Here is a 25,510-nt window from a genome sequence, read left to right as displayed (position 1 = left end):
TAATTTGATTTTTGGACTAAGAGGACGAATTTTATTTCGTCCTCATTTGACATAATTCCCGGGAAATAGATTCAAAATTACAATCTATGCAGGAGTTTTAAATTGGGATGTCGAAAGTACACTTTATGTAGAAGTGTGCTTTTTTATTGTGTTTTAACATATTCTCTTTGAAAAACGATCAATAAACCGATAACATAAGTATATCAATCTATTAATATAAAAGGTGGTGAGTGTTATGTGGTCAAATTTGTTTTCTGAACTCTTAGTTGGATTAGGTAAGCTATTTTTAAATCCATTTACTTATATATTTTTTATCGCATCAATTTTCTGCGGCAATTTACGTGTAAAAAGGGAGCGTAAGCATTTTTCTGTCCGAAATTTTAATGTAACTTTCGAGTGGAAGACTTCAATAGGGTATGGATTATTTATTGGTTTAATTCTTTCAGTAGTATCTTTGGTAGCTGGAATTAGTATTCCAATCGAAATGGTTTATTTACTAGGTGTATTAACGATCATTTGTGCACTCCTTTTACAATTCAGGTGGATGTCACCGGCTTATCTTATTGGATTAGCATTAGTAGCTCTTCCTTTATTGAATAGAGGTCAAGACTCGTTACCTTTATTGAAAAATTTTGTTCCAAATGATATGAATGCAATGCTTCCTGCTATAACAATTCTATTAGCCTTATTGTTACTGGCTGAAGGGATATTAGTTCAGCGAAACGCTGCAAATCATACAACTCCTTTATTTATTGAGAGTAAACGTGGAAAAAGAGTAGGGGCACATGAGGCAAATAGATTATGGATGGTACCTTTATTCTTATTAATACCGAATGGTTCGATTATTAGCGATTATTCATGGTGGCCTACACTTGCATTAGGTAATAGTGGCTATTCAATTCTTTGTGTACCATTTGGAATTGGATTTTACCAACTAATTCAAGGAATGCTTCCAAAAGAATCAATTAAGCTTGTCGGTAAACAAATCGTTTCTTTAGCAATTATCGTTTGTTTAGGTGGAATCTTAAGTTGTTTTATTGGATTTATTGCATTTATAGCTGTTGCGATTGCTGTAGTAGGAAGAGAAGCTATTAACTATATTCATAAAAATAAAGATAGTAATACACCATCATACTTTACTGTTAAATCAAAAGGCCTTATTGTACTAGGAATATTACCAAACTCTGTTGCAGATAAAATGAACATTAAGGTTGGCGAGAGCATTACAAAAGTAAATGGACAAAGCGTCTCAACAGTTAATGAATTTTATGAAGCACTACAAATTAATCGTGCGTACTGTAAATTGGAAGTAATTGATTTTAATTCGGAGATCCGTATTGCCCAATCTTCTGTCTATGAAGGTGAACACCATGAGCTAGGATTCTTATTTCCAGAAGAAGAATCTAAATATAGTGGTCAGGTTGGCTAAGGGAAAAACCCTACGCACTAAAATTAAAAGGAACCTATTCATACTTTGAATAGGTTCCTTTTTTTATTTGTTTTTCTTAAATATTAAGTCAGTTAGGGCTTAAGTTGTGAGTCTTCAGTAGTAATTATTAGATAGGTGGAATGTCATGTTTTTAGGAGTGATAAGAGACCTATTGCTCGGTTAGGGGAAATCTAGCATTCTATTAAAAGTAGGAAGTTAGGAAATAGCTAAGTCCTCTTTTAAATTTGTCACGTTACTAGGTGACAAATACCAATATTCATTTCATTGTATTGGTACTGTAAGCGTTTTATCATTTGTATATAAGCTTTATAGGGGAGGGGAAAATTTGAATACAGATAAAAATAATAATATAAAAGTAAAAATTCAACGCTTTGGTAGCTTTCTAAGTGGCATGGTAATGCCCAATATTGGAGCTTTTATAGCATGGGGATTAATAACAGCACTATTTATACCAACAGGATGGATACCTAATGCTAAATTAGCAGTTTTAGTAAGTCCAATGATTACTTATTTATTACCACTTTTAATTGGTTTTACTGGTGGAAGAATGGTGCATGATATTCGAGGTGGAGTTGTTGGGGCTATTGCAACAATGGGAGTAATTGTTGGTGCAGAGATGCCGATGTTCCTAGGAGCTATGATCATGGGACCACTTGGTGGTTTGGCTATTAAGAAATTTGACCAGGCTATACAAGGAAAAGTTAAGTCAGGATTTGAGATGTTAGTTAATAATTTCTCAGCGGGTATTTTAGGAGCTATTTTAGTGATAATTGGGTTAGTTGGTGTTAATCCAGTAGTATTTACATTAACTGAACTATTAACTAGTGGCGTAGACATGATGATAAAAGCAAACGTCATTCCACTAGCTAACCTATTTATTGAACCGGCAAAAATCTTATTTTTAAACAATGCAATTAACCATGGAATTTTAAGTCCAATTGGTCTTGAACAAGCAAAATCAGCTGGCAAGTCACTATTATTCTTACTTGAAGCGAATCCAGGACCAGGCTTAGGCGTATTATTAGCATATACAATATTTGGAAAAGGTACAGCTAAACAAACAGCACCAGGGGCAGTAATTATTCATTTCTTAGGTGGGATTCATGAAATTTACTTCCCGTATATTTTAATGAGACCTCTATTAATCTTATCGGTTATCGCTGGTGGTGTAGCGGGTACATTTACTTTTAATATTTTAGGCGCAGGACTAGTAGCAGCAGCTTCTCCAGGTAGTATTATTGCAATATTAGCAATGGCTCCTAAAGGTGGATACTTACCAATTCTAGCGGGAGTATTAGTTGCGACGGCTGTTTCATTTATTGTTTCAGCGGTAGTTTTAAAATCATCTAAGTCAGTTGCTTCCGATGGGGATTTAGAAAGAGCAGCTCAGAAAACGCAAGAATTAAAAGGGAAAGAAAGTAAAGTAGCTAGTTTATTACAGACTGAAAAAGAAGTGGCTAGTTCTCTTGGTATTGATAAAGAAGTGAAGAAGATTATTTTTGCCTGTGATGCAGGTATGGGATCTAGTGCAATGGGAGCATCAATCTTACGAAAAAAGGTGAAAACAGCAGGCATAGAGTTAGAAGTTACGAATGTAGCAATTAATAATTTGCCAAATGATGTAGATGTTGTCATAACTCATAAGGATCTAACTGATCGAGCAAAAGCAAAAGTACCAAATGCGGTTCATATCTCAGTGGAAAACTTCTTAAACAGTCCAAAGTATGATGAATTAGTGAACTCTTTAATAAAATAATAAAATTTTAAAGAGGTATATATGTATATATCAGCAAGAGAAAGAGAAATCATTAGTTTGTTGTTGGAAAATCCGAATGGCATGAATGTCCAAGAAATTGCTGGGAATCTAAATGTTAGTGGCCGAACTGTGCAACGAGAACTAAAAGGAATCGAAAGCATTGTTAGTACTCATAATCTTTTATTAAAAAAAGTTTTAGGCTCCGGAATGTATATTGAAGGGTCACCTGAGCAAAAAAATGAGCTTCAAATAGCAATCTTAAAAAGTGGGCAGGAATTTACTCAAAAAGAAAGACAAGAGTTAATTCTATGTTCCTTATTGAAAGAACCGAAATCTATTAAACTAAGCGCACTAGCAAATGATTTACACGTTACTGTTGCAACTGTTAGTAATGATCTTAATAAAGTAGAAGAGTGGTTGAAGGACTTTGATTTAGATCTGATAAGAAAGAAAGGGTATGGTATTGCCCTACTAGGCTCGGAAAGAAAAAAAAGAAAAGTCTTAGGACATTTGATCGCTCAGCAATTAAATGAATATGAGTTTTTATCCGTTATGGAAGATGAATATGAGACAAAGAATAGTCTCTCAAATGGTTTATTAGAAATTATAAAACTAGAAAAACTCACCATGATTGGAAAAATGATTCGAGATATTGAACAACGATTACCTTACTCTCTGGCTGATAGTGCATTTATGACATTTACCATTCACTTATCTTTAGCCATCGAAAGAATTATTCAAGGCGAATTAATAAAAATGGATGAAGTTGTTCTTGAGGAGTTAAGTATCACTAAGGAATTTACGATTGCAGACCAGATTGTTCAAGAATTAGAAGAAGTGTTTAAAGTTAAGATCCCGACTGCTGAAAAAGGATATATTACAATGCATTTATTAGGTGCAAGGCAACGTCAGGAGAAAAATGATTGGTTTAAAGAAAGTAGTACAGAAATCGTAGTAGGGTCAAAAAAGTTAATTAATCTTGTATCAAAAGAACTTGAAATAAATTTTGAAGAAGATCAGGCCTTATTTGAAGGGTTAATTACTCATATTGAGCCAGCAATTTATCGAATTCAAAAAAAACTAGATGCTAATAATCCTTTGGTAAGTCAAATTCAAGAGGATTATCCTGCGCTATTTAAGATCATTCAAGAAGGGTTAAAAGTAGCTTTTCCATCGATTGTTTTTCCGAATGAGGAAGTCGCTTATCTAGTACTACACTTTGGTTCATCCCAAGTAATCTATGAGAACAGTAAAGAAGTTAGAGCGCTTGTATTATGTTCGAGTGGAATTGGCTCTTCTAAAATGTTAGCAAGTCGAATTAAAAAAGAGATAAAAGAAATTACCGAGATCGAAGTTTCGTCATTAGCAAACTTAAAGAATATTCAATTTGAACAGTATGACATTATTTTATCTACAGTTGAAATGCCAGGATTTTCAAAAAAGTATATTACTGTGAATCCCTTATTGCCAAAGGAAGAAGCGGAGAAAATCCGTGAGGACATAAAACGTAATTCACTTACAACAGAGGCATCACGATTAAGAAAGCTTCATAGTAAAAAGTTGCAAAAGCAGATCAAACTAGAAACGCCAGAATCAATTAAACAAAATTTAGAAGTAGTTCATCAATATTCAGAGACTGTACTTCATATTTTGAATACATTTGAAGCGATTCCTTTACTGTTTATTCCAACCTCATCAATTTTGTTATTGGAAGTATGCAAACAAGCGAACGCTAGGGGATTAATAGGAGACTATTTTGAGGTAACAAATCAACTAACTGAAAGAGAAAAGAAGGGTGGCCTAGGGATACCCGGAACTAGCATTGCATTGTACCATTGTCGTTCAGAATATGTCATGCAACCAGTATTCTTATCCTTTATGCTTCATGAATCGATGGTAGTAAAAGCTATGGATCAATCTGCAGTAAAAATAAATACGCTACTTTTATTACTCGCTCCAATTGAACTACAGACGGGTCAATTAGAGGTATTGAGTACAATTAGTTCAACAATAATTGAGGACGAAGAATCAACGCGAATTTTTACATCGAATAACTATACGGGTATTTATAATAAATTAAGCTATGCATTATATGGAAATTTACAGAAAAAATTTAAGAATTGAGGGATTAATAAATGATTCAGACAGTATTACCAATAGATAATATTTTATTAAATGTAGAGGCAAAAACAAAAGAGGAAGCTATTCGTTTAGCGGGAAGTGTTCTAGTAAAAAACGGATATGTAAAAGGAAATTATATTGAGAAAATGATTGAAAGAGAAGAGTCTTTAACAACTTATATGGGGAACTTCATTGCGATTCCACACGGAACGGAGGAGTCAAAGCAAGAGGTCATTTCTTCTGGTATATCGATTCTTCAAGTACCTAATGGAGTGGATTTTGGAAATGGAAATATTGTAAAAGTTATTTTTGGTATAGCGGGTAAAGATAATGAGCATCTTGATCTATTATCTCAAATTGCAATCCTTTGTTCAGAGGAAGAAAATGTACATAAATTGGTCGCAGCTACATCCAAACAGCAACTAATCTCATTGTTTAGTGAGGTGGACTAAGATGTTAGCCATACATTTTGGTGCAGGAAACATTGGTAGAGGTTTTATTGGACAATTATTGCATAAGGCAGGATATGAAATTTGTTTTGTTGATGTGAATGATGAAATAATTGATCAATTGAATAATAAAAGGGCATATTCTGTTATGCTAGCGGATAGCACCCAAGAAAGAATGGTAATAACGAATGTAAGAGGTATTAATAGTGTAAAAGATCCTCAAGAAGTAGCAAAAGTAATTGCCCAGGCTGACATCGTAACAACTGCAGTAGGTCCATCTATTCTTCCGAAAATAGCAAAACTAATTGCAGATGGACTAATAGAGAGAATTGAGAATTCGGATAAAGCCTTAAACATAATTGCATGCGAAAATATGATAGGTGGAAGTACTTTCTTAAGGGATGAAGTATACCTAAACATGACAGAATCTCAGAAGAAAAAAACTGAACAGTCGGTCAGTTTTCCAGATGCAGCAGTGGATCGTATCGTACCAGTACAAAGTCATGAAGATAAATTATTAGTTGCAGTTGAACCATTTTATGAGTGGGTGATTGACCAGTCAAAAATGATAGGTGAGGTTCCGGCAATAGATGGTGTGACTTATGTAGAGGATTTGCTTCCTTATATCGAAAGAAAACTATTCACGGTAAACACTGGTCACGCAGCGACAGCTTATTTAGGAAATTTTTATGGATACAACACGATTAAGGAAGCGATTTCTGATAAGGGTATTCGAAATATAGTTACCGCAATATTAGATGAAACTGGTAAATTATTAGAAAGAAAATATAACTTTAATCCATATGAACATAATGCTTATGTTCAAAAAATAATTGGTAGATTTGAAAATGAATATATTTCTGATGAAGTATCCCGTGTTGCGCGTTCTCCAATTCGTAAACTAGGAGCAAACGATCGTTTTATTAAGCCTTTAAGAGAGTTAATGGAACATAATATAGTGCCCAAAAATTTAATTAAGGCAATTGCAGTTGCACTATTCTATAAAAATAAGGATGACTATGAAGCAATTGAACTACAAGGATTTCTCAAAGATCATTCTGTGGAAGAGTTATTCATTAAATATTCAGAATTACCAGAACACAAAACATTAATTAGTTTAATTATTAGTGAATATGAGCAGTTAGAGAAAGAATTACTGATTCATTAATTCATTAAGCTGATTTCTAAAAATAAAAGGGACAGATTATTCTTTATAAGTCTGTCCTTTTCATAAATATATATATTTTCCTAATGTTCGTTAATAAACATATCTCCAGTATGTACTGCTTTTTCATATTGCTTTGTCTTAACATAATAGTTGTAAAGTAATTTAGCATATTTATTTGCATGCGTTACATGATGGTGACTCTTAAAGAATGGAAATGCTTTTTGTTCTATGTAATCGTAATAGTCATCATATTTTTTGTTAAAACGTAAAAGTAGAATGTTAAAAAGAATTTTATATAGCTCATTCGTAGCTTTTTCTGAAAGAGAAAGTCCTTCATTTGCTTGTTCTAGCAATTCATTAGTTGATAAGATCTTGCCTTCTTCGGCATTATCCAGATAGTTATACAAACGGTTTAAAAAAGGTAATGCTTGTTTATCGGCATCTTTAATTGACTTTTCATAATAAAAATGTGCTTGTTTATAGTCTTTTTTCCAATAATACATCAGACCTAAATTATGAAGGATCAAACCTCTTTTATCTAAAAGACCTAAGGCTTCACTATGCTCTATTAAACTTTCATATCTTTCTACGATTTCTTCAAAATCCAACTTGGTACTATCCTTTAATTGTATTAGCATTAAAGATTCCGCTAAAATTGCTCTGGCATAATTATTGGTTTCAATAAAATATCTATATGCTTTTTCTCCATAGAAGTAAGCCATAACATTAGATTTAGTCCAATGATAAGCTGAGCCAAGATGGTAATAAAATTCTTTATTTCCATATTCCTCTATATTAATTTGTTTTAATTCTTGTAGTGCACATTGTCTACTTACATCTTCGAATCGGTGATAAGTTTCTAAATAGTATATTCCTTTAACATGATGAAACAAGTTCTTTTCATAAGTTGACATAGAAGGAGTTTCAATTTCGATTCGTTTAATAATGCGATGTACTTTTTCCATATTCTTACACAGAATAAAGTATCGGGCTAATAAAAGCTGATAATAAATCGCATAGTTAGATGCGCTAATATAGTGTTTGTTTTCTAATTCCTCTTTTATCTTTACGACTTCTTTCATTCGTTCTAATATGATCGCATTGTGCCATTTTTTTAGTTTATTTTCGATTTTTTTAACAGTAGCAATTTCTTTTTCGATGTCAATTTGGAGACGTTGAGAGAACAATTGAATAATTTCTTCAGAATATTTGGTTTCCCCTCTTTCAATTCTACTAACATGAGTAGCTGTACAAATGTCCTTTCCTAAATCCTCCTGAGTTAGCCTAGCTTTTTTGCGGTAAAATTTTATGATTTCTCCTTCTAGCATACGTTCTCTCCTTTTTTAATCCCAGTTGACTTATCTTGTCGTATTTTCGCTTGTAATAAAGCTATTTTTATACTAAGTTTAATATCTTTTAAATACTATGAAACTAAAAAATAGATTGGCTCTATCTATCTAATATTTGATTATAACTTGTATTAAATAAAGTCAAATACTTTCGGTTCAAATTAAAAATAACACAAGTTCTATTCGTAATTTCATGTTTTTTTATTATTTAATGAAATTTTATTTCACAATTCAATAATTTTAGGAAAAAAACCTACAAAATAACCTAAAATTCGATTAAAAATAACACAATATGCTTTTTGCACAAATGGGCTTACTATAATAATAGTAAGAATTTTTAAACTATATAGAGAAGAATGGGGTATGAAGAATATGAAGGCAAAAACGGCAGTAAAGCAAACAGCAGTACTTGCTCTTTCGACAAGTCTGCTTTTTTCACCTTTTAGTATGAGTTCTAATGTAACTGCTAAAGCGTCAACTTCTAAAGCAGAGGAAATTTTATCATCACTTACAGCAGAACAAAGACAAGCATTACAGCAATTAGAATTAAATAATCAAGAGGGACTACAAGGCTTTCAAGAAAATGAACTAGATTCTGATAAAGAAATTTCAGTTATTGTTCAGTTTCATTCAAATCCTAGTAATGTGGCTGTAATTAAAGCAGCAGTTGACGGTAAGTCATTAACAAAAAAATCAGCACAAACACAAGTAGACCAAGAGCATGCGACTTTTAAAGCGGATGTTGGAAAAATTGTAAAAGTGAAAGAAAAGAAAAAAGCACCAGTTATTACTAGAACTTATAAAACGGCATTTAACGGTGCAGCTATTACACTTCCAGCAAATGAAGTTAAGAATCTTTTAAAGTCCGATGCAGTAAAAGCAATTTATAAAGATGCTACTTTTAATGTCGATCCAATTAAGACAGATGTTCCAAAAGATGTAGAGCGAAACATTACGACTTCAGTCGAAAGTCTCCCTTATCTAAAAGTAGATCAGCTTCATAAAGAAGGGATTACTGGAAAAGGTATTAAAGTAGGTGTTTTAGATACAGGTATTGACTATAACCACCCTGATTTAAAAAGTGCTTACAAAGGCGGATATGATTTTGTCGATAATGATAACGATCCGATGGAAGCAACTTATAAAGACTGGCAAGCATCAAATAAGCCTGAAAGTAACGGAAGCAGTGTTTATTATACTGCTCATGGTACACATGTATCAGGGACAATTGTTGGACAAAATAAAAATGATAGCGAAGTATCGGTAGTAGGTGTAGCTCCAGATGCCGATTTATATATGTATCGCGTTCTTGGCCCATATGGAAGTGGAGCAACTGAAGGGGTACTTGCGGGGATAGATAAAGCAGTTCAAGATGGCATGGATGTCATTAACCTATCACTAGGTGCAAAGGCTAACGATCCATATTACCCAACTAGTACAGCTGTAAACTATGCGGTATTAAATGGCGTAACAGCAGTCATTTCAGCAGGTAATAGTGGACCTAATGCTTATACACTAGGCTCACCAGGTACAGCAGCTTTAGCTCTTACGGTTGGAGCAAGTACAGTTCCTACTTCTTTATCAATGTTTACAGGTAAAGTAGCAGGAGGTTGGAATACAGATCTTGTTAGCATGGCTAGAAGTTTCGCTGATAACTTTACTAGTTTAGAAGGGAAATCTCTTGAACTAGTAGATGTTGGTTTAGGAACAGTAGATGACTACAAAAATAAAAATGTTGAAGGTAAAATTGCCTTTGTTCAAAGAGGAAATTTTGCCCTTGTAGATAAAGTAAAGTTTGCAAAGCAAAATGGGGCAAAAGCTGTCATTCTGTATAACAATGTGGATGGTCATGTTGGGTATAACTTAGGTGAAGCTACAGAGTATATTCCTGCATTTTCAATGACGAAGAAAGCAGGAGAAGAGTTAAAAGCTAAAATTGCAAACGGAAATACGACGTTTACATTTACAGATTTAAAGGAAGGTTTAACTGAGGGAGATAAGTTAGCAGACTTTAGTTCAAGAGGACCAGTTAATGGTAACTTCCAGATGAAGCCAGAAATTACAGCTCCTGGTGTAAGTACCCTTTCTACGGTTCCATCTTATATAACAAACCATGATACACCGGAAGACTATAAATATGCGTACGAAAGAATGGATGGAACATCAATGGCTTCTCCATTTGCAGCTGGTGTCGCAGCTTTACTATTAGGAGAGAATCCAAATCTTGAGCCAGCAGACGTAAAATCAATTCTTATGAATACTGCTGATAAACTAAAAGGTAATTATAGTGTATATGAGGTTGGCGCAGGCCGTGTGGATCCATTCCAAGCACTTCACTCTCAAGTTGAGATTCAAGTACAAGATGAGACACTAATTCCTTTTGGTAATCAATTAGTAAAAGCAGAAAATAAAACAGGTGGGTTAAACTTTGGCAAGCAAGTAGTTAAAGAAGGCACACAATTAAAAGTTAAAAAAGATATTGAGTTTACAAATAGTGGAAGTAAAAAGAAAACATTTGATGTGAAAGTTGTAGATAATGCAAAAGGTACAAATGGATTACAAGATAACGGTGTATTAGTAGATGTAGCAAATTCAATTAAGCTAAATGCAAACACTTCTAAAACAGTAAAAACAACAGTAACGATTCCTTCTACAGCAAAAAAAGGTTTTTATGAAGGCTATCTTTTAATGACAAATAGTGATGATCAAACAGAACAATACCGTGTACCATTTAGTTTCAGGAAATCGGATGAAGGCTTTGATAATTTAACATTACTAAATCATGCTATCACTCCAGATGCATATAATCATGCTTATGACAGTTACCGTTCACCAAGTGCTTTATTACAGTTTAACTTAGGTTCACCAGTTGATACGCTAGACGTAATTTTACAAGACGGAAAAACAAATGAAGATCTTGGATTAGTTGGTACAATGAATGTGAATGGTTACTCACCAGATGTTAATTACTTCCTAAAAGCGTTTAGCGGTACTTACTACAAGTTTACTGGCAATAAAACACGACCTGTTTCAACAGAAATAAGCGTTGCAAAACCAGGGCATTACAAACTAAAATTTGTTACTACTTTACCAAATGGCAAACAGAAAGTTGATAGTAAAGATAGTGATGTATTTATCGATATTGAAACACCTAAAGTAAAAAGCTCATTAGATAGTGACTCACCTTTTGTTGAGTACAAGCCTGGTCAAAAAACAGTTCCTTTTGAAATGGAAGTAAAAGATGCAGCTTTAGAGGAAATGCAGAGGGTTGGTATTAATCTAGACGAAACATCTAACTTTGCGGTATATACGTATGGATTACCAGTCCCTCAAGGTCCAATTCATATGGACAAAAACGGTAAGTGGACAGAAGAAGTAGGAATGAACGAAGGTACTCAAGTTCAGTCGTTTAACTTAATTGGATATGATGCAGCTGGTAATCAAGCGAATTGGAAAGAGTATTACTTTGTTAAAGAAGGTACACCAGTTACATATGCTAAACATAATGTAGAGCTAGCTAGATCTGGAGATGTCCTAACTGCCTCTCTAGTATTAGATAATTTGCAAGGTACAAAAGAAGTAACTTGGAATTTTGATGATGCACAATCTGCAGGTATTCCTTATGTTAATCTTGTAGATGCACAATTAACTGATAAATTTAAAGATAAAGCTACTATTCAAGTAACTGGCAACAAAATTAAAGTAACATTTAAAGAAGCAAATGAGTTTGATCGTGCAGAAGTCGTAAATGTAAAAGTAAAAGTTCAAGAACAACTTTTTTATCCAATAGGATACATTAACCCATCAGCTACAATTGTCGATGCGTCTAATCAATCAGTAAAGCTGTTAAATGCAGGTAAACGATTCCAATTAAAATCAAAATTCAACCGAGTGCAAGTGAATCTTACTCCAGAAGGATACCTTGTGCAAGTAGAAGGGCAACCACCATATTTAGGAAATCGCGACTGGACAAAAGTAGAGGCAACATTAAAAGTAACTAATGGTAATTATAGCTTAGATGCTTCTAACAAGATTAGCCGTGGTAAAGTTAATCTTGAGCCACTTCCGCTAAACAAGGATGCATATACATTTAATGTTAATGTTCCAGGTCACTTTATTTCAAAACAAACTAAATTGTTTGGTTTTGAATACAAAGGTCAATTATATGGGAAAGCAGATTCAATTAACATCAATTTAGTTGCTGGAGACGTAAACCAAGACAACGTAATTGATGTTCAAGATGCACTTTATGTACAAACTTATTGGGGAACAAACAATCGAAGCGCTGATATTAATTTTGATGGAACAGTAGATGCAAAAGACTTTGCATTTGTTGAAAAAAATTACTTACAACAAAATGCTTCAGTACAAAATGCACCAACTCCGAAAAAGAAATATAATAACGCAACGTTAGAAACAATTAAGAGTGAATTAGGCTTATAATCTTATATCCCATTGAAGCTACTATTAATATTAATTAATAGTGGTTTCTTTTTTATGGAGAATTTAAGTCATACACGTATTCCACATATGCCCATAAACTAAACTAGGGTGATAATATGTTAAGAAATCAAATGGATATAAAAATGTACCATCAAAAATACTTTCGTCCATCGTGTTTGCCCGCATTAAACCTAAGACTCAATTCTTATAAGTTTTTCGAACCTTTTTATGATAAAACGCATGATCAAATTCAATTACCAAAGGAACTAACCAATACTGCTGAAGATACAATTATTAACTATTTTAGTATTTTGAGAGAAGCAGAAAACATGTCCAGGCGAAGTTGTGGAACAGTAGGTCAAGCACGATTGCCATTTCCAATTGCCTATAATTTCTTATCAGAGAAGTATCAAAAAAGATATAGCTATGATGATTATTTTCATTCATTTGCTGGAATTGGTCATACGAGTTTAATCAAGCTTTGTTGGATACCAGATATTAAAGGGGGGATAAAGTTCTTTTATGAAATTGAAACAATTGAATCATTCAAAGATAGTAGAGCGGAGTATTTTGGTTATTCATATGGGTTTATTAAACTGATTCATGAACAAAAAGGCTATCGAATTTCAGCTATCGAAAAATTTTCGGAAGACTTTTTATGTGCACCGTACCATGGCTGGGACCATGATGCAGAAGCAGCTGTAGATGTGAAGTTTGGAAACTGGTGTAAGCTAGTTAAAAAAAGGCATCCGACAATACAAGACGGTTACGTTAAATATATTTATTTTGATGGCAATGATGGGGCTGACTACTGCCTTTTATTTTTTACATTAACAAACGGAACCGACATCGAAATAGCCCAATTCAGTAGAGCTGGAAATGGGGATTGGAAACAGATCGACTATAAACCAGAACATCATTGTTTAACAGAAAATTAATCGTCTCTACTTTAAAGAGAAAAGGAGACCGTCTATGAGCAAGATAGTTTCATTATCTTGCTTAATGTTGGCAGCACCCTTTTGTTGAATTAGAAAATGCATATGTTTCAATCGCGTTAAAAATGAGGGTGTCATATAATGGGACACCCCCGTATTTAAATTTACCATTCATTTGGCTCATAATTTAAGTCGCGAAACAGTTGAGTCTTTTCTTTCTTACTTAGGTCTCTCCATTGCCCAATTGGTAGATTACCTAGAGTGATATTCATAATTCGAGTTCTTTGAAGACGATATACTTCATATCCTAGAGCTTCACACATACGTCGAATTTGACGATTTAAACCTTGTGTTAAGATGATTTGGAAATCGTATTTTGAAAGCTGTCTTACTTCACATGGTAATGTTTTTGTTCCTAATATTTTTACCCCTTCTGACATTTTTTTTAAAAACTCAGGAGTAATTGGTTTGTCCACAGAAACAATGTATTCCTTTTCATGTTTATTTTCTGCTCGTAAAATTTCATTTACAATATCACCATCATTTGTAAGGAGAATTAAACCTTCAGAGTCTTTATCGAGTCTTCCGATATTAAAGATTCGTAATGGGTGGTTCACTAAATCGACAATATTACCTTTAACCCCTTTTTCAGTTGTACTTGTGATACCTACGGGTTTATTCAATGCTATATAAACATGATTTCGAGCCAGTCTAATGCGTTCGCCATTTACAATGACTTCATCACCTGGTTCAACTTGGTCGCCGATTTTGGCAATCTTACCATTTAATTTAACTCTTCCTTCACTTATTAGCTTATCCGCAGCGCGTCTAGATGCTTTTCCAGACTCACTGATAAATTTATTTAAACGAATTTTAAACAACCCCTTAAATTCTAAAATATAGTTTCAGAATAACATAAATAGCTTTTTAATGAGAATACCATTTGACTAATAATAGAAGGTACTTTTTAAAAGATGTTGATTTAGGAATGATAACTATTATTTTAACCAGATTAAACGATTTATTTTCTAAATTATATAACAATAATGTTTTTTATTGACAGATTGTAATGTCGGTCGTAAGATAAATAAAATATATTAATATTTTCTCATATAAACTTGAAAATAAGGTTCAAGAGTTTCTACCTAGCGCCCGTAAATTGCTAGACTATGAGGAAGAGCTTCGGATTTTTATTTTCTACACAATGTAAAACTGCCTGCTTTTTCTCATGAAAAGCGGGCAGTTTTTTTATTTTAATATAATAAAGGAGTTATTGCATGTTTCAACTTAAAGAACGTAATACTTCATTTAAAATTGAAGTATTAGCTGGATTTACTACATTTTTAACATTGGCGTACATCATTATTGTCAATCCTATGATCCTAAAGGATGCAGGTGTACCATTTAACCAAGCATTTTTGGCAACTATTTTAGCAACAGTTATTGGTACATTAACAATGTCGTTAATAGCTAATTATCCAATCGTTATTGCACCTGCAATGGGGTTAAATGCCTATTTTACATATTCTGTAATTGGTGGACATGATCTTCCATATGCAGTAGGTTTTTCTGCTGTTTTTATTACCGGCCTTTTATTTTTATTATTATCATTAACATCATTTAGAACAAAATTAATTCAGGCAATTCCAGCTAACTTAAAGCATGCTATTGCTGCGGGTATTGGTTTGTTTATCACATTTATTGGCTTACGTTTATCTGGTATTGTTGCAGATCATCCGACTAATCTAGTTCAAATTGGTGACTTTAGTAATCCTAAAGTAGCTCTTACGCTAATAGGTTTACTAATAACAATCGTATTTATGGCACTTAATTTAAATGGTGCACTGTTCCTAGGTATGATTACGACAGGTCTGATTGCATACTTTACAGGTCAATTAAATTTTGCAAATGGTTTTGTGGCTATGCCTCATTTACCTGATGGGGTACTAGTATACAACCCAATTAACTCTATTAAGGATATTATTGAATATGGGCTTTATAGTGTAATTTTCTCCTTTTTACTTGTCATGTTATTTGATACGACTGGAGCCTTACTAGCAATTGTTAAACAAGCTGGACTTTTAAAAAAGGGAAAGTTAGAAAAGGGTGGAAGTGCATTTTCTGCTGACTCAATCGGTACAATTGTTGGTGCAATGTTAGGAACTAGTCCGACTGCAGCAACAGTAGAATCTTCTGCAGGTGTTGGTACAGGAGGAAAAACTGGCTTAACTTCACTTACTGTAGTCTTTCTATTTGTAATCGCCGCATTCTTTAGCCCAATGATTGGTTCAGTATCAGAAGTTGCCGCTATTACAGCACCTAGTTTAATTATAGTTGGTTGCTTTATGATTAAAAGTATATCGGAAATTAAATGGGATGAATTTGAAGAAGCATTCCCAGCATTTTTAGTTATCGTTAGCATGCCACTAACATCAAGTATTGCGAACGGAATTGCCTTAGGCTTTATTGCTTATCCTATAATGAAAATCGTAAAACGTAAATTTAAAGATGTACACCCGTTTGTTTATATTTTCGCAGTATTATTCTTAGTTCAATTAGTATTTTTTGCACATAAATAAAAAAAGCAGGTGAAAAGATTTTAAAGTCTTTTTGCCTGCTTTTTCTTTCCATTGCTTTTATTAACTTGCTTTATATGTTTCATCACTTTTAATATTTGACTTTAGTTTCCAATAAACAGGTAAACCAATAATGGCAATACCAATTGAAACTAGTGCATCGATTGGTGCATGTATAATTGTACTAACGATGATGTAAAGTGTGCCCAAAATCGCTACAATCGGAGTAAAAGGATATAAAGGCACTTTGTACAATTTCTTTCCGCCTTTATCTTTTTTACGTAAAATGAAGATTGCATTAAATGCTAGTCCATAAAATAGAAAGACTGCAAATATAGCCATATCAGAAAGGCGATCTGGATTCCAGAAAACCATCATTGCTAATGCTAAAATAATTTGAAAGACTGTAGACCCTACTGGCGTGTTAAATTTAGGGTGAATTCTAGATAATACGTTTGAACCAGGTAGGAAATTGCGCTCTGCCATAGCAAATGTAATCCTTGGGAATGTAAGAATTTTGCCATTTAAACAACCAAAGATTGAAACCAAAATTCCGATCGCGAGAATTTTCCCACCAATATCCCCAAATAATGAGGAAGCTGCTGCAGTCGCTGCATTAGGACCTAATTCAACTATTTTACTTGCAGACAAAACATGCAACAAAGCAATATTTACAGAAAGATACGCTAAAATAACAATGACAATACCAGAAATAATTGCTCTAGGAAGAGTTTTTGAAGGATTCTTCATTTCTCCTGCCATAAAACCTACATTCATCCAACCGTCATAAGCCCATAGAGTCGCTAATACTGCTGCTCCCATACTAAGTGCTTGTGTAGAGCTACCGCTCTTGGCGTTAAAAACTGAAACGTCCCCTTGAAGAATACCAAAAACAGCTATTAAAATAATCGGGACTAGCTTTCCTGCAGTTGAAATTGTTTGAATAAATCCACCGAATTGTGTGCCCAATATATTTAGGCCACCAAGTAAAATAATCGTAATAATACCAATAATAACTTTACTATTTTCATGAAAACCGAAAAAATCTGCCATTAATGAGCCGAAATAAAGACTAAGTGCACCCATAACAGCCGGTCCATAGACGAGGGTTTGTACCCAACCACATAAAAATCCCCACATCTCACCATAAACCTCTTCTATGTAAGCATATAAACCACCAGTTCTTGGGATTTTTACACTTACCTCAGCGATCGTTAATCCACTTGCTAGTGTAATAACGCCACCGATAATCCATGCCAAAAGAGCCATAGTGGAGTTAGCAGTTGAGGACAGTACGATCCCGGGTTTCATAAAGATTCCTGAGCCGATTACTGTACCGATTACTAAAGACGTTGATACGAAAAAGCCAATATTTTTCTTTAAATTTAGTTCTTTTTCCACATTTTACTCTCCTTCCAGGATTATATTTATAAAATTAAAAAGATTATAACACACTAACTTTTCTAACTATTTTTTTCTGAAAAGTTAAACTTATCATTTGGAAGACTACTGATGTTTAAATGTTTGTTGATTAAATAGAGATACAAAAGTACTTTTGAAGCCTAAAGTAAACAAACTGCCTAAAAATAGTTTGAAATAAAATAAGACTGGTTTTCTAGTAATTGAAAGGTAAATCTAATAGGTTCTTAATACATATGCAAAGTATTGGGAGGTATCTATTCAAAGATAAAGAATAATATGATATAGGAATTATTTACTAGTAAGCAAAAAAATCCGGTATTTCTATATTAGGAGAGAAGAAAATGGATTATCTTTTTGAAAATATACAAGAAAATATCTATGTATTGGCTATTTGGGATCGCGAATGGAAAACTTATAATAACTGCTATTTTATTGTCCAGGATAAAGGAATTACTTTAATTGATTCTTGTAAAAAAATTCATACAAACTACTTAAAAATAGCCTTAAGAGAATTAGGAAAATCAAAAGAAGATGTAAATCTCTTTTTGGCTACTCATGGACATGAAGATCATATTGAAGGTTCAGCTATTTTTGAAGATGCTAAAAAATTTATCCATTCAAATGAAAATGGATTGATTGAGTCACTGGAAAAAACGCAGTTTAGTAATGACTTGTCAGCATCTGAAGTAATACAGGAGTTTGATTATGATTTAGTTGGATATCATACTTCCGGTTCGGTCATATTTTATCACCGCCCATCAAAAATCATTTTTACTGGCGATTTCTTATGTTTCTTTGGAGATCCTTTATCAAAAGATGGTCTAGTCTCTAATGGGAATGATTTGAGAAATGAGTGGATAAAATATTTGAGAGATGGCGGGGTATCAAAAGAACATTTAGTTCAATTTCTTGGTGGATTACATAAAATAAATCAGTTTAATAGTAGCGTAATGTGTACTGGACATGGTGGTGTCCTAGTAGGAAATATTAATGAGTTTATTAATGATCTAATCGATATAGGAGTTCAATCTAGTAAAGTTTAAGGTCGGCTGATTTACATAAATCAGTCTTTTTTTATAAAAGTTTTGCATAGAGGAAACATAGTTTTGTACTTTAGAAGGGTTAAAATGGAATATTCTAACCAACAATGGATTATATAGACTATAAAAGGGTTTTTATAAAATACTTAAAACCACTTTAATGGGAGTGCATTGTAATGAAGTTCAAGACACTAATTGGTTTATTAATAGGTTCATTGGTAACATTCTTTATTTTAAGTCTTCCAAGCAATAAACTAACCAATAAAGAGTATTGGTTCTATGCATCAATTTATCTCGTATTTATGGTTTTAGCCTACTTAGCAATAAATTTAATTAGAAAAGTTAAGTCCTCAAACAAGACCGATTCACTTTGAATCAGTCTTTTATATTTTTATCAATTCGCTTATGATAAGAAAAATAAATGATTATAATATCGATAATAAGTAAATCTAATACTAGGAGATAGAGTATGGATCAAATTCTTTTAGTTTTTATGGCAGTCGCTGATAAGAGAAATTTTTCAAGAGCAGCAGAAGAACTTCATATGACCCAGCCATCCGTTAGTCAGCAAATTCAGCTACTAGAGAAGCATATTGGCGCGAAGCTATTTATTAGAACGAATAAATATGTTCAGTTAACTAAAGCTGGAGAAATTGTTTATTTACATGCAAAGGAAATTACTAGCTTGTATAAGCGTATGTCGACACTAGTAAATGATTTGATGAATGAAGCTAGTGGTCATCTTAAAATTGGAGCAAGTTATACATTTGGTGAATATGTACTACCACAAATTTTAGCTGAAATGAAGAAGCTATATCCGAAAGTTATCCCATCAGTTCAAATAGGTAATACACGAGAAATTGTGCAAGCTGCTCTTAGCTACCAAATTGATGTTGGCATTGTTGAAGGAGAAGCAACTAACCAAAGTTTAACGATACAGCCTTTTGCGAATGACGAAATGTATATCATTGCTGGAACTAAGAGTGAAATATTCTCTAAAGAAATTGTGACATTGGAACAAATTGAAAATGAGACTTGGATTGTCAGGGAGGAAGGATCCGGAACAAGGGAAGCGACTGAGCGATTATTCGAATTATTAACGATATACCCTAAAAATATCATTGAATTTGGTAGTACACAATTGATTAAAGAAGCAGTAGAAGCTGGAATGGGAATTACCTATCTATCCGAACTAGCAATAAAAAAAGAAAAACGATTAAACACCATTGATTACCTTAAAGTAAATGGAACGCCTATTCAACGGAATTTTTCAATTATCACAGATAAAATCGAACTTCAAACTAAATCGATGGAGATATTTATTGAGTTGGTTAAAAAGTACTTTGATAAGTAAAGTACTAATCCTTTTTTCTGTAAATGAACAGATAGTAAAACGAAAAGTATGTTTCATAAAAAGACAAAAAGGATAAATAAACGATGACTTTCAAAAACCAAAAGCGTCAAACTGTATTAATTACAGGAGCAACAAGTGGAATAGGCTATGAATTAACAAAGTTATTTGCAAAAGATCATTTTAACCTAATATTAGTAGCAAGAAATAAATACAAATTAGAAGATATAGCTAGTTCATTCGAAAACTTGCAAAAAAAACGATTAGAACAAAAATAAAAAATACAGTCTAATTATTAGGCTGTATTTTTTAGTGAGTAGTTATTAAGCGTTTCCCATAATAATCTGTTCGAGTGTATTCGCTACATCTTGTGCGCTATCAGAAACTGCTTCTAGCATTTCATAAATCTCTTTGAACTGAATTATTTTTATTGGATCTTTCTCATTTTTAAATAACTCTTTAATGGAAGTACGTAATAATGCATCACATTGTGATTCGTAATCCTTTACCTGGATTGCATGTACACGCATTTCCAATAATTTTTTTCTAGAGAGTAATTGAACGGCCTTTAAAATTTCATTTGCTGCAGCACGTATATTTTTAACAAATTTCACCATGAAATCGTCTATTTGAATGATGGAGTACATTTCAAATGTTGCCGAACACTGCTCCATACCGTCTAATACATCATCCATCTTATTAGCAAGTTCAAGAATATCTTCACGTTCGATGGGGGTAATAAACGTTTTGTTTAATTCAACGATAATTTTATGAATATATGTATCACCTTTTGTTTCGTAAGCTTTCATTTCTGCTGAAAATGTTTTTAAATCAGTAGCATTTTTTATTTTAAAGTCATCAAAATAAATCGAGCATTCATTTACATTATTTGCAATATTTAAGAGCATTTCAAAGAAAGTGTCATTTTTTTTGCCGAGTTTCAATATGGTTCCTCCTATAATACGGATCGTTTTTTTATTCTTACTTTATGTTGCACTAAATATTATAGAAATTATCCTTAAAACACAGGACCAGTTCGTTCAATTTTTGCCTTTACGGATGTTTTAAACTTAACATCCTTATAACTCTTTTCCCAATTTATTTTTTTCCATAAATCTGGATAAGAACTAGATAAAATTCCTCCGATTCCTAATGCGTCACAATTAGCTTCCAGTAAAGAATTAGTAATTTCGTCAGACTGTTTAGTAAGGTTTTGTGAGATTTCCTTATTTAACTTTTCTTTGTTTAGTTTTTCGCCGACCTTTCCTGAATAACTAATAACTGTTAAATCAAGGGTTAAATTTAACTTACATGTTATTTTTTTTGTCTTTTTATCTACTTTTATATCTAAATTCCTTTTCTCTTGTTTAACTCTAAAAGAAATTGATTGCTGTTCGTCTAACTGTACAACCATTTCGCTATACTTCGTTAATCGATCCATTAGTAGCAATAAAAGACTTCCCTTTTCATTAGGTAAGCTAATTCCTGAAAATTTGTCCCCATTAAATAAGTCTATTCCACCGATTGTGATTTTATCAGTTTCATCCTTTTTTACAAAAGGTAAAACGATATCTCGACCTGTATCTGTAATTTGCGTCCAAGCTGTAAAAGCAGTTTCTTTCGGAATCTTTGTTGTTTCTTCAGCAGTTTCTAGTCCTTTTAATACGACAAATGCAATAGGGCTTGTTCCAGGGTCGGTAGTAATAATGTCTGAAGCCTTATCTTCTGCTATTACAACTCTAGTAGAAATATAGGCTTGTCTAGGGCGATAAAAGAGCTCTAAAAAAGGATAAATTCCTTTTTTAGCAAGGTCTCTCCCGATTAAGATAATATGTGCTTTACTTACATCTATTTGGCCAGGAAGCTTACTGTTAATGTCAATTTCCATTCCTGATAAAGTTGGTCGCTTTACTTTAACAAGTTCGTCCTTAACTTCAAACTGTCCGCCACCTTTATTTTCAATATTTAATGCTCTAACTGTAGCTAAAATATTATCGTCTTGATCTAAATCGAAGCTAATGCCATTAACCATTTTTTTATTTACTAATAGATTTTGATCCCAGCAGCTAGCTAAAAAAAATGTAAACAAGCATAAAGTGACTAAGAAGGCTTTTCTTATAGCTGTTCACTCCTTTCAGTTTTAGAAATGAGGAAGGATAAGCAAAACAGAATGAGTGGGAGACCAAATACAACCACGTAGCTTAAATAAGTTACATATTTGTCAAAGAGAACGAGTTGATCCTCATCAAATGGTAAAATTGTAATGATAAAAATTAAGATTCCGCTTATAAAAACATTTTTTTTATATGTTTTTTCATTACTAATACTTTTAGCTGATAAAAATAAATAATTAATGACTGATGTTGTCATTGGTACGATCCAGACCGATAAAAAAATTAAATCTAAACGGTCTAACATTTCAAATGAAAGTACTTTAAATAAGTATAAAACTGGTTCACGAATTTGCATAAGTTGCGTTGGACTAAAGCTAATTAGACAAAGAAAAGTGAAAAATGTATAGAAAATTGTCACAGAAAAATTGGCAAAACTCATTGTTTTTAATATTTCTTTTTCTGAATCAAGTACGAAAGGAAAAATTAGTAGAAGACTTTCGAATCCCAACATTGAGAGTAATGATTTATGACTTCCAAGCAGTATATTTTTCACCCCAGAATGTCCGACTGGTAGAATGAAGCGAAATTCTTTTGGTATATAAAAAGTAAAGAATGAAAGTAAAAATAATAGGATGATTAAAACTGATGCTAAAACAAAAAATCTTGATATGATCCTTAAGTCACTAATTGTCAAATAAATGCTTGATAAAATAATAATTAATGAAAGTACCCACATTGGAGTAAGGGGAAGTAGCCATAACGTTATACTTCTTATAAAAAGAGCACAAGCAAGACCCCCAATCATAATGAAATAGAGATATATAAAAACATTACAGAACTTCCCTACATATTTTCCTAAAATTTTTTTTGTGATTTCTGTATAGATCGCATTTGGGTATTTTTTTAGTAATAGCCAATAAATGATTAATGTAATTTGAACGGCCATTCCTGCGATAAGTGTAGAAATCCACCCATCACCTTTAGCGGTGCCTTGAACTACATTCGGTAATGCGAGTAGTCCAATACCTATTTGACTCTGGATAATAAAAAAATAAAGCTGTAATTTAGAAATCGAATTTATATTCGTTATCATTTTTTCTTCCACGTCCTAGACATTCTTTGCCGATCAAGTTTTTGGGGTAGTGCATCAGTAGGTCTTGTACTTTGTTTCCACATAGGAAGCCTGATAAACGTATCCTTTATATCTTCCTTTCTAAAAGGTGCCATTGGTGAAAAGTATGGCATACCAAAAGATTTTAATTTACACATGTGCATAAAGATTAACATTAAACATAAAGTAATCCCAAAAAATCCTAGGATCGAAGCCATAATCATAGTTGGAAAACCTAATAATCTCATACTAGTTCCCATTTCACTGACAGGGGCTACAAATGATGCAATTGCTGTAAATCCAATTACAACAATCATCGTATTTGATACTAAATGGGCTTCAACAACTGCCGTTCCAATAACTAGTCCGCCTACAATCCCAATTGTTTGAGCAATAGGAGATGGAAGTCTAATAGAGGCTTCCTTCAATAGCTCCAATATTATTTGCATCATAAACGCTTCTACGAGGGGTAGAAATGGTACAAACTCTAAGGAGACCCTAATTGAATAAAGAATACCAATTGGTAGTACCTCAGAATGGAAAGACACAATCGCAATGTAGATTGCAGGCAGACAAATTGCAATAATAAAGCTAAATACTCTAATAATCCGAAAAAACGATCCAATCAACCATCGGTGATTATAATCATCTGGAGCTTGATAAAAAGCAAAAAAAGTGATTGGTACGATTGACACCATAGGGGTTCCATCTACTAGTAAATTTACTTTTCCGTCTAAAAGATAGGATACAGCTCGATCTGGTCTTTCTGTATTCAATACTTGTGGAAATGGTGAAAAAGTATTATCCTCGATTAATTCTTCTAAATGTCCTGTAGATTGAAGGCTGTCTACCTCAATACTAGTAATTCTTTCTTCTATTACTTCAACAAGCTTTCGATTTGCAATTGAATCGAGGTAAACCAATGCAACCTTTGTATTCGTAATTTTACCAATCGTAAAATACTTGACCTTTAATTCAGGTGAATGTATTCGTTTTCTCAATAATTGTATATTTGTATTGATATTTTCGACAAAACCATCATGAGGCCCCTTAATATTTTGTTCATTTGCTGGTTCTTGAATTGCTCGTTCTTTATCATCAGCAGCAGCAGCTAAAATCCCGATCGAATGATCTTCTTCTAAAATAAGACAAAATCCGTCTAATAAACTTTCTCCTAATTCGGAAATATTTGTTGAGTTTTTTATTTCATACGATTTGACGATGTTACCTGTTTCATCTTTTTTTTCTCTTAAAATGGGTTCAATAATGAAAGCTTGCAGTGCCTCTATTTTTACCATCGATTCAAGAAACAAAATAGCAAAAATCTGAGCATTTTTATGTATAATCTTAACAACCAAATCTTCTGTATGACATAAATATTCTTGAATCATTTCAATATTATTTTTTAGATTATTTGTCAAAACTTCTTCTTTATTTGTTGTATTAGTACTCAAATTGATACCTCCTAGATGGACGGTCTAATTGTGTTTATTCTTTCCACAATTTGGTTACATATGCAAGGAAGATTCATTTGAAAAACATTGTCCGAATTCAATTTTTTTAGATTAAGAAAAACGTAGGATGTCAGTTTGTGGATAGCAGAAAAATCGAATCTTGTAGAAAGAAACCTGTTGACTTTTTATTTTTCGCATAATAATATAAGGACAATTAATTTAAATGAACATCCATATTTCCTTTGCGTTGACGAAGAGTAGTAACGATTACGGAAACTTAAGAGAGCTGATGGTTGGTGCGAATCAGTGTGAAAGTAATCGCGAATGGACTTCCGAGCATTCAAACCGAACCTTAAAAAAGTAGTAGGCTTTGGCGAGTAGTCTTCTCGTTACAAAAGACGGGTATTCAATCTAAATTCGATTGGATACTGACAAAGCGAGCTGTTAATCAGCTAATGAAGGTGGCACCACGGGTCTCTCGTCCTTTTTAAGACGAGGGGCCCTTTTTGTATTTCTTTTTAATTAAATAATCTTAAATCGTTGAGTAAGAAGAGTAAATATTGGTGAATGTTACAGAGAGTTAGACAATGGTGGGAGTCTAATACAGGAACCTATATCGAATGGGCTTACGAGAGGCATCTTGAACATTAAAGTAGGGATGCACGGATTTCCACCGTTAAAAGGATAGGATATCGGAATTAATTCCCGTATCTGAAAAGTGGGATTCAGATCAATCTGAACCAAGCTGAGGTGGCACCGCGGTAGCAAACT

The 25,510-nt window shown here is 33.0% G+C and carries 19 protein-coding genes, 1 riboswitch and 2 other annotated features (1 of these 22 only partly in view); of the genes, 12 read left to right on the top strand and 7 right to left on the bottom strand.

The window, feature by feature from the left end:
* Nucleotides 1-235 precede the first annotated feature (235 nt).
* From COC46_RS09120 to COC46_RS09100, 5 genes are all read left to right on the top strand, one after another.
* Entirely contained in the window at nt 236-1,429 is a 1,194-nt protein-coding gene (locus COC46_RS09120; protein ID WP_098809403.1) for a PDZ domain-containing protein, read from the top strand.
* 412 nt (nt 1,430-1,841) lie between these two features.
* Complete coding sequence (locus COC46_RS09115) at nt 1,842-3,206, top strand: PTS mannitol transporter subunit IIBC (RefSeq protein WP_369700040.1); 1,365 nt, start codon at nt 1,842-1,844, stop codon at nt 3,204-3,206.
* 21 nt (nt 3,207-3,227) lie between these two features.
* On the top strand, nt 3,228-5,330 hold the full coding sequence (locus COC46_RS09110; protein ID WP_098809401.1) for a BglG family transcription antiterminator: 2,103 nt from the start codon (nt 3,228-3,230) through the stop codon (nt 5,328-5,330).
* Nucleotides 5,331-5,341: 11 nt separating this feature from the next.
* Complete coding sequence (locus tag COC46_RS09105) at nt 5,342-5,779, top strand: PTS mannitol transporter subunit IIA (RefSeq protein WP_098809400.1); 438 nt, start codon at nt 5,342-5,344, stop codon at nt 5,777-5,779.
* A 1-nt stretch (nt 5,780) separates the two neighbouring features.
* Nucleotides 5,781-6,944 (top strand): mannitol-1-phosphate 5-dehydrogenase, encoded by a 1,164-nt coding sequence (locus COC46_RS09100; RefSeq protein ID WP_098809399.1) that lies wholly within the window; start codon nt 5,781-5,783, stop codon nt 6,942-6,944.
* 80 nt (nt 6,945-7,024) lie between these two features.
* On the opposite strand, the gene COC46_RS09095 is transcribed toward COC46_RS09100, so the two are convergent.
* Nucleotides 7,025-8,272: a helix-turn-helix domain-containing protein gene (locus COC46_RS09095; RefSeq protein ID WP_098809398.1), complete on the bottom strand. Its 1,248-nt coding sequence runs from the start codon at nt 8,270-8,272 to the stop codon at nt 7,025-7,027.
* A gap of 384 nt (nt 8,273-8,656) precedes the next feature.
* On the opposite strand from COC46_RS09095, the gene COC46_RS09090 reads away from it, so the two are divergent.
* The gene (locus COC46_RS09090; RefSeq protein WP_255294855.1) at nt 8,657-12,736 is read left to right on the top strand and encodes a S8 family serine peptidase; all 4,080 of its coding nucleotides are present in this window, start codon (nt 8,657-8,659) and stop codon (nt 12,734-12,736) included.
* A 116-nt stretch (nt 12,737-12,852) separates the two neighbouring features.
* Complete coding sequence (locus COC46_RS09085) at nt 12,853-13,674, top strand: hypothetical protein (protein ID WP_098809396.1); 822 nt, start codon at nt 12,853-12,855, stop codon at nt 13,672-13,674.
* Nucleotides 13,675-13,835: 161 nt separating this feature from the next.
* On the opposite strand, the gene rluF is transcribed toward COC46_RS09085, so the two are convergent.
* Nucleotides 13,836-14,543 (bottom strand): 23S rRNA pseudouridine(2604) synthase RluF, encoded by a 708-nt coding sequence (gene rluF / locus COC46_RS09080; protein ID WP_098809525.1) that lies wholly within the window; start codon nt 14,541-14,543, stop codon nt 13,836-13,838.
* Between the two features lie 216 nt (nt 14,544-14,759).
* A riboswitch (purine riboswitch) is annotated at nt 14,760-14,861 on the top strand.
* Between the two features lie 87 nt (nt 14,862-14,948).
* Here rluF and COC46_RS09075 point away from each other — a divergent pair.
* A complete protein-coding gene (locus tag COC46_RS09075; protein WP_098809395.1) occupies nt 14,949-16,250 on the top strand; it encodes an NCS2 family permease in 1,302 nt (433 codons plus the stop codon).
* 60 nt (nt 16,251-16,310) lie between these two features.
* Here the strand turns inward: COC46_RS09075 and COC46_RS09070 are convergent, their stop codons facing one another.
* Entirely contained in the window at nt 16,311-17,648 is a 1,338-nt protein-coding gene (locus tag COC46_RS09070; protein ID WP_098809394.1) for an APC family permease, read from the bottom strand.
* A gap of 362 nt (nt 17,649-18,010) precedes the next feature.
* Here COC46_RS09070 and COC46_RS09065 point away from each other — a divergent pair, with 362 nt between their 5' ends.
* The 4 genes from COC46_RS09065 (at nt 18,011) to COC46_RS09055 (ending at nt 20,338) form a co-directional block, all read left to right on the top strand.
* Nucleotides 18,011-18,712 carry an MBL fold metallo-hydrolase gene (locus COC46_RS09065; RefSeq protein ID WP_098809393.1) on the top strand — a complete coding sequence of 234 codons (702 nt, stop codon included), beginning with the start codon at nt 18,011-18,013 and terminating at the stop codon, nt 18,710-18,712.
* A gap of 173 nt (nt 18,713-18,885) precedes the next feature.
* Nucleotides 18,886-19,083: a hypothetical protein gene (locus COC46_RS21900; RefSeq protein WP_141550887.1), complete on the top strand. Its 198-nt coding sequence runs from the start codon at nt 18,886-18,888 to the stop codon at nt 19,081-19,083.
* A gap of 95 nt (nt 19,084-19,178) precedes the next feature.
* Nucleotides 19,179-20,063: a LysR family transcriptional regulator gene (locus COC46_RS09060; RefSeq protein ID WP_098809392.1), complete on the top strand. Its 885-nt coding sequence runs from the start codon at nt 19,179-19,181 to the stop codon at nt 20,061-20,063.
* 83 nt (nt 20,064-20,146) lie between these two features.
* On the top strand, nt 20,147-20,338 hold the full coding sequence (locus COC46_RS09055) for an SDR family NAD(P)-dependent oxidoreductase (RefSeq protein WP_098809391.1): 192 nt from the start codon (nt 20,147-20,149) through the stop codon (nt 20,336-20,338).
* Nucleotides 20,339-20,383: 45 nt separating this feature from the next.
* Here the strand turns inward: COC46_RS09055 and COC46_RS09050 are convergent, their stop codons facing one another.
* Genes COC46_RS09050 through COC46_RS09035 form a run of 4 tightly spaced genes read right to left on the bottom strand, consistent with a single transcriptional unit; the run spans nt 20,384 to nt 24,739 of the window.
* A complete protein-coding gene (locus COC46_RS09050; protein WP_098809390.1) occupies nt 20,384-21,019 on the bottom strand; it encodes a DUF47 domain-containing protein in 636 nt (211 codons plus the stop codon).
* A 59-nt stretch (nt 21,020-21,078) separates the two neighbouring features.
* Entirely contained in the window at nt 21,079-22,179 is a 1,101-nt protein-coding gene (locus COC46_RS09045; protein WP_098809389.1) for a Ger(x)C family spore germination protein, read from the bottom strand.
* The gene (locus COC46_RS09040; RefSeq protein ID WP_098809388.1) at nt 22,176-23,267 is read right to left on the bottom strand and encodes a GerAB/ArcD/ProY family transporter; all 1,092 of its coding nucleotides are present in this window, start codon (nt 23,265-23,267) and stop codon (nt 22,176-22,178) included. The genes COC46_RS09045 and COC46_RS09040 overlap by 4 nt, the downstream gene beginning before the upstream one ends.
* Nucleotides 23,264-24,739 (bottom strand): spore germination protein, encoded by a 1,476-nt coding sequence (locus tag COC46_RS09035; protein ID WP_255294854.1) that lies wholly within the window; start codon nt 24,737-24,739, stop codon nt 23,264-23,266. The genes COC46_RS09040 and COC46_RS09035 overlap by 4 nt, the downstream gene beginning before the upstream one ends.
* Before the next feature lie 238 nt (nt 24,740-24,977).
* Nucleotides 24,978-25,228, top strand: a binding site (T-box leader).
* A 42-nt stretch (nt 25,229-25,270) separates the two neighbouring features.
* Nucleotides 25,271-25,510: a binding site (T-box leader), on the top strand (it continues 13 nt past the right edge of the window).

The organism is Bacillus sp. AFS041924 (assembly GCF_002577195.1).
Classification (GTDB): domain Bacteria; phylum Bacillota; class Bacilli; order Bacillales; family Bacillaceae_G; genus Gottfriedia.
This window is presented reverse-complemented; position numbering and strand designations above follow the sequence as displayed.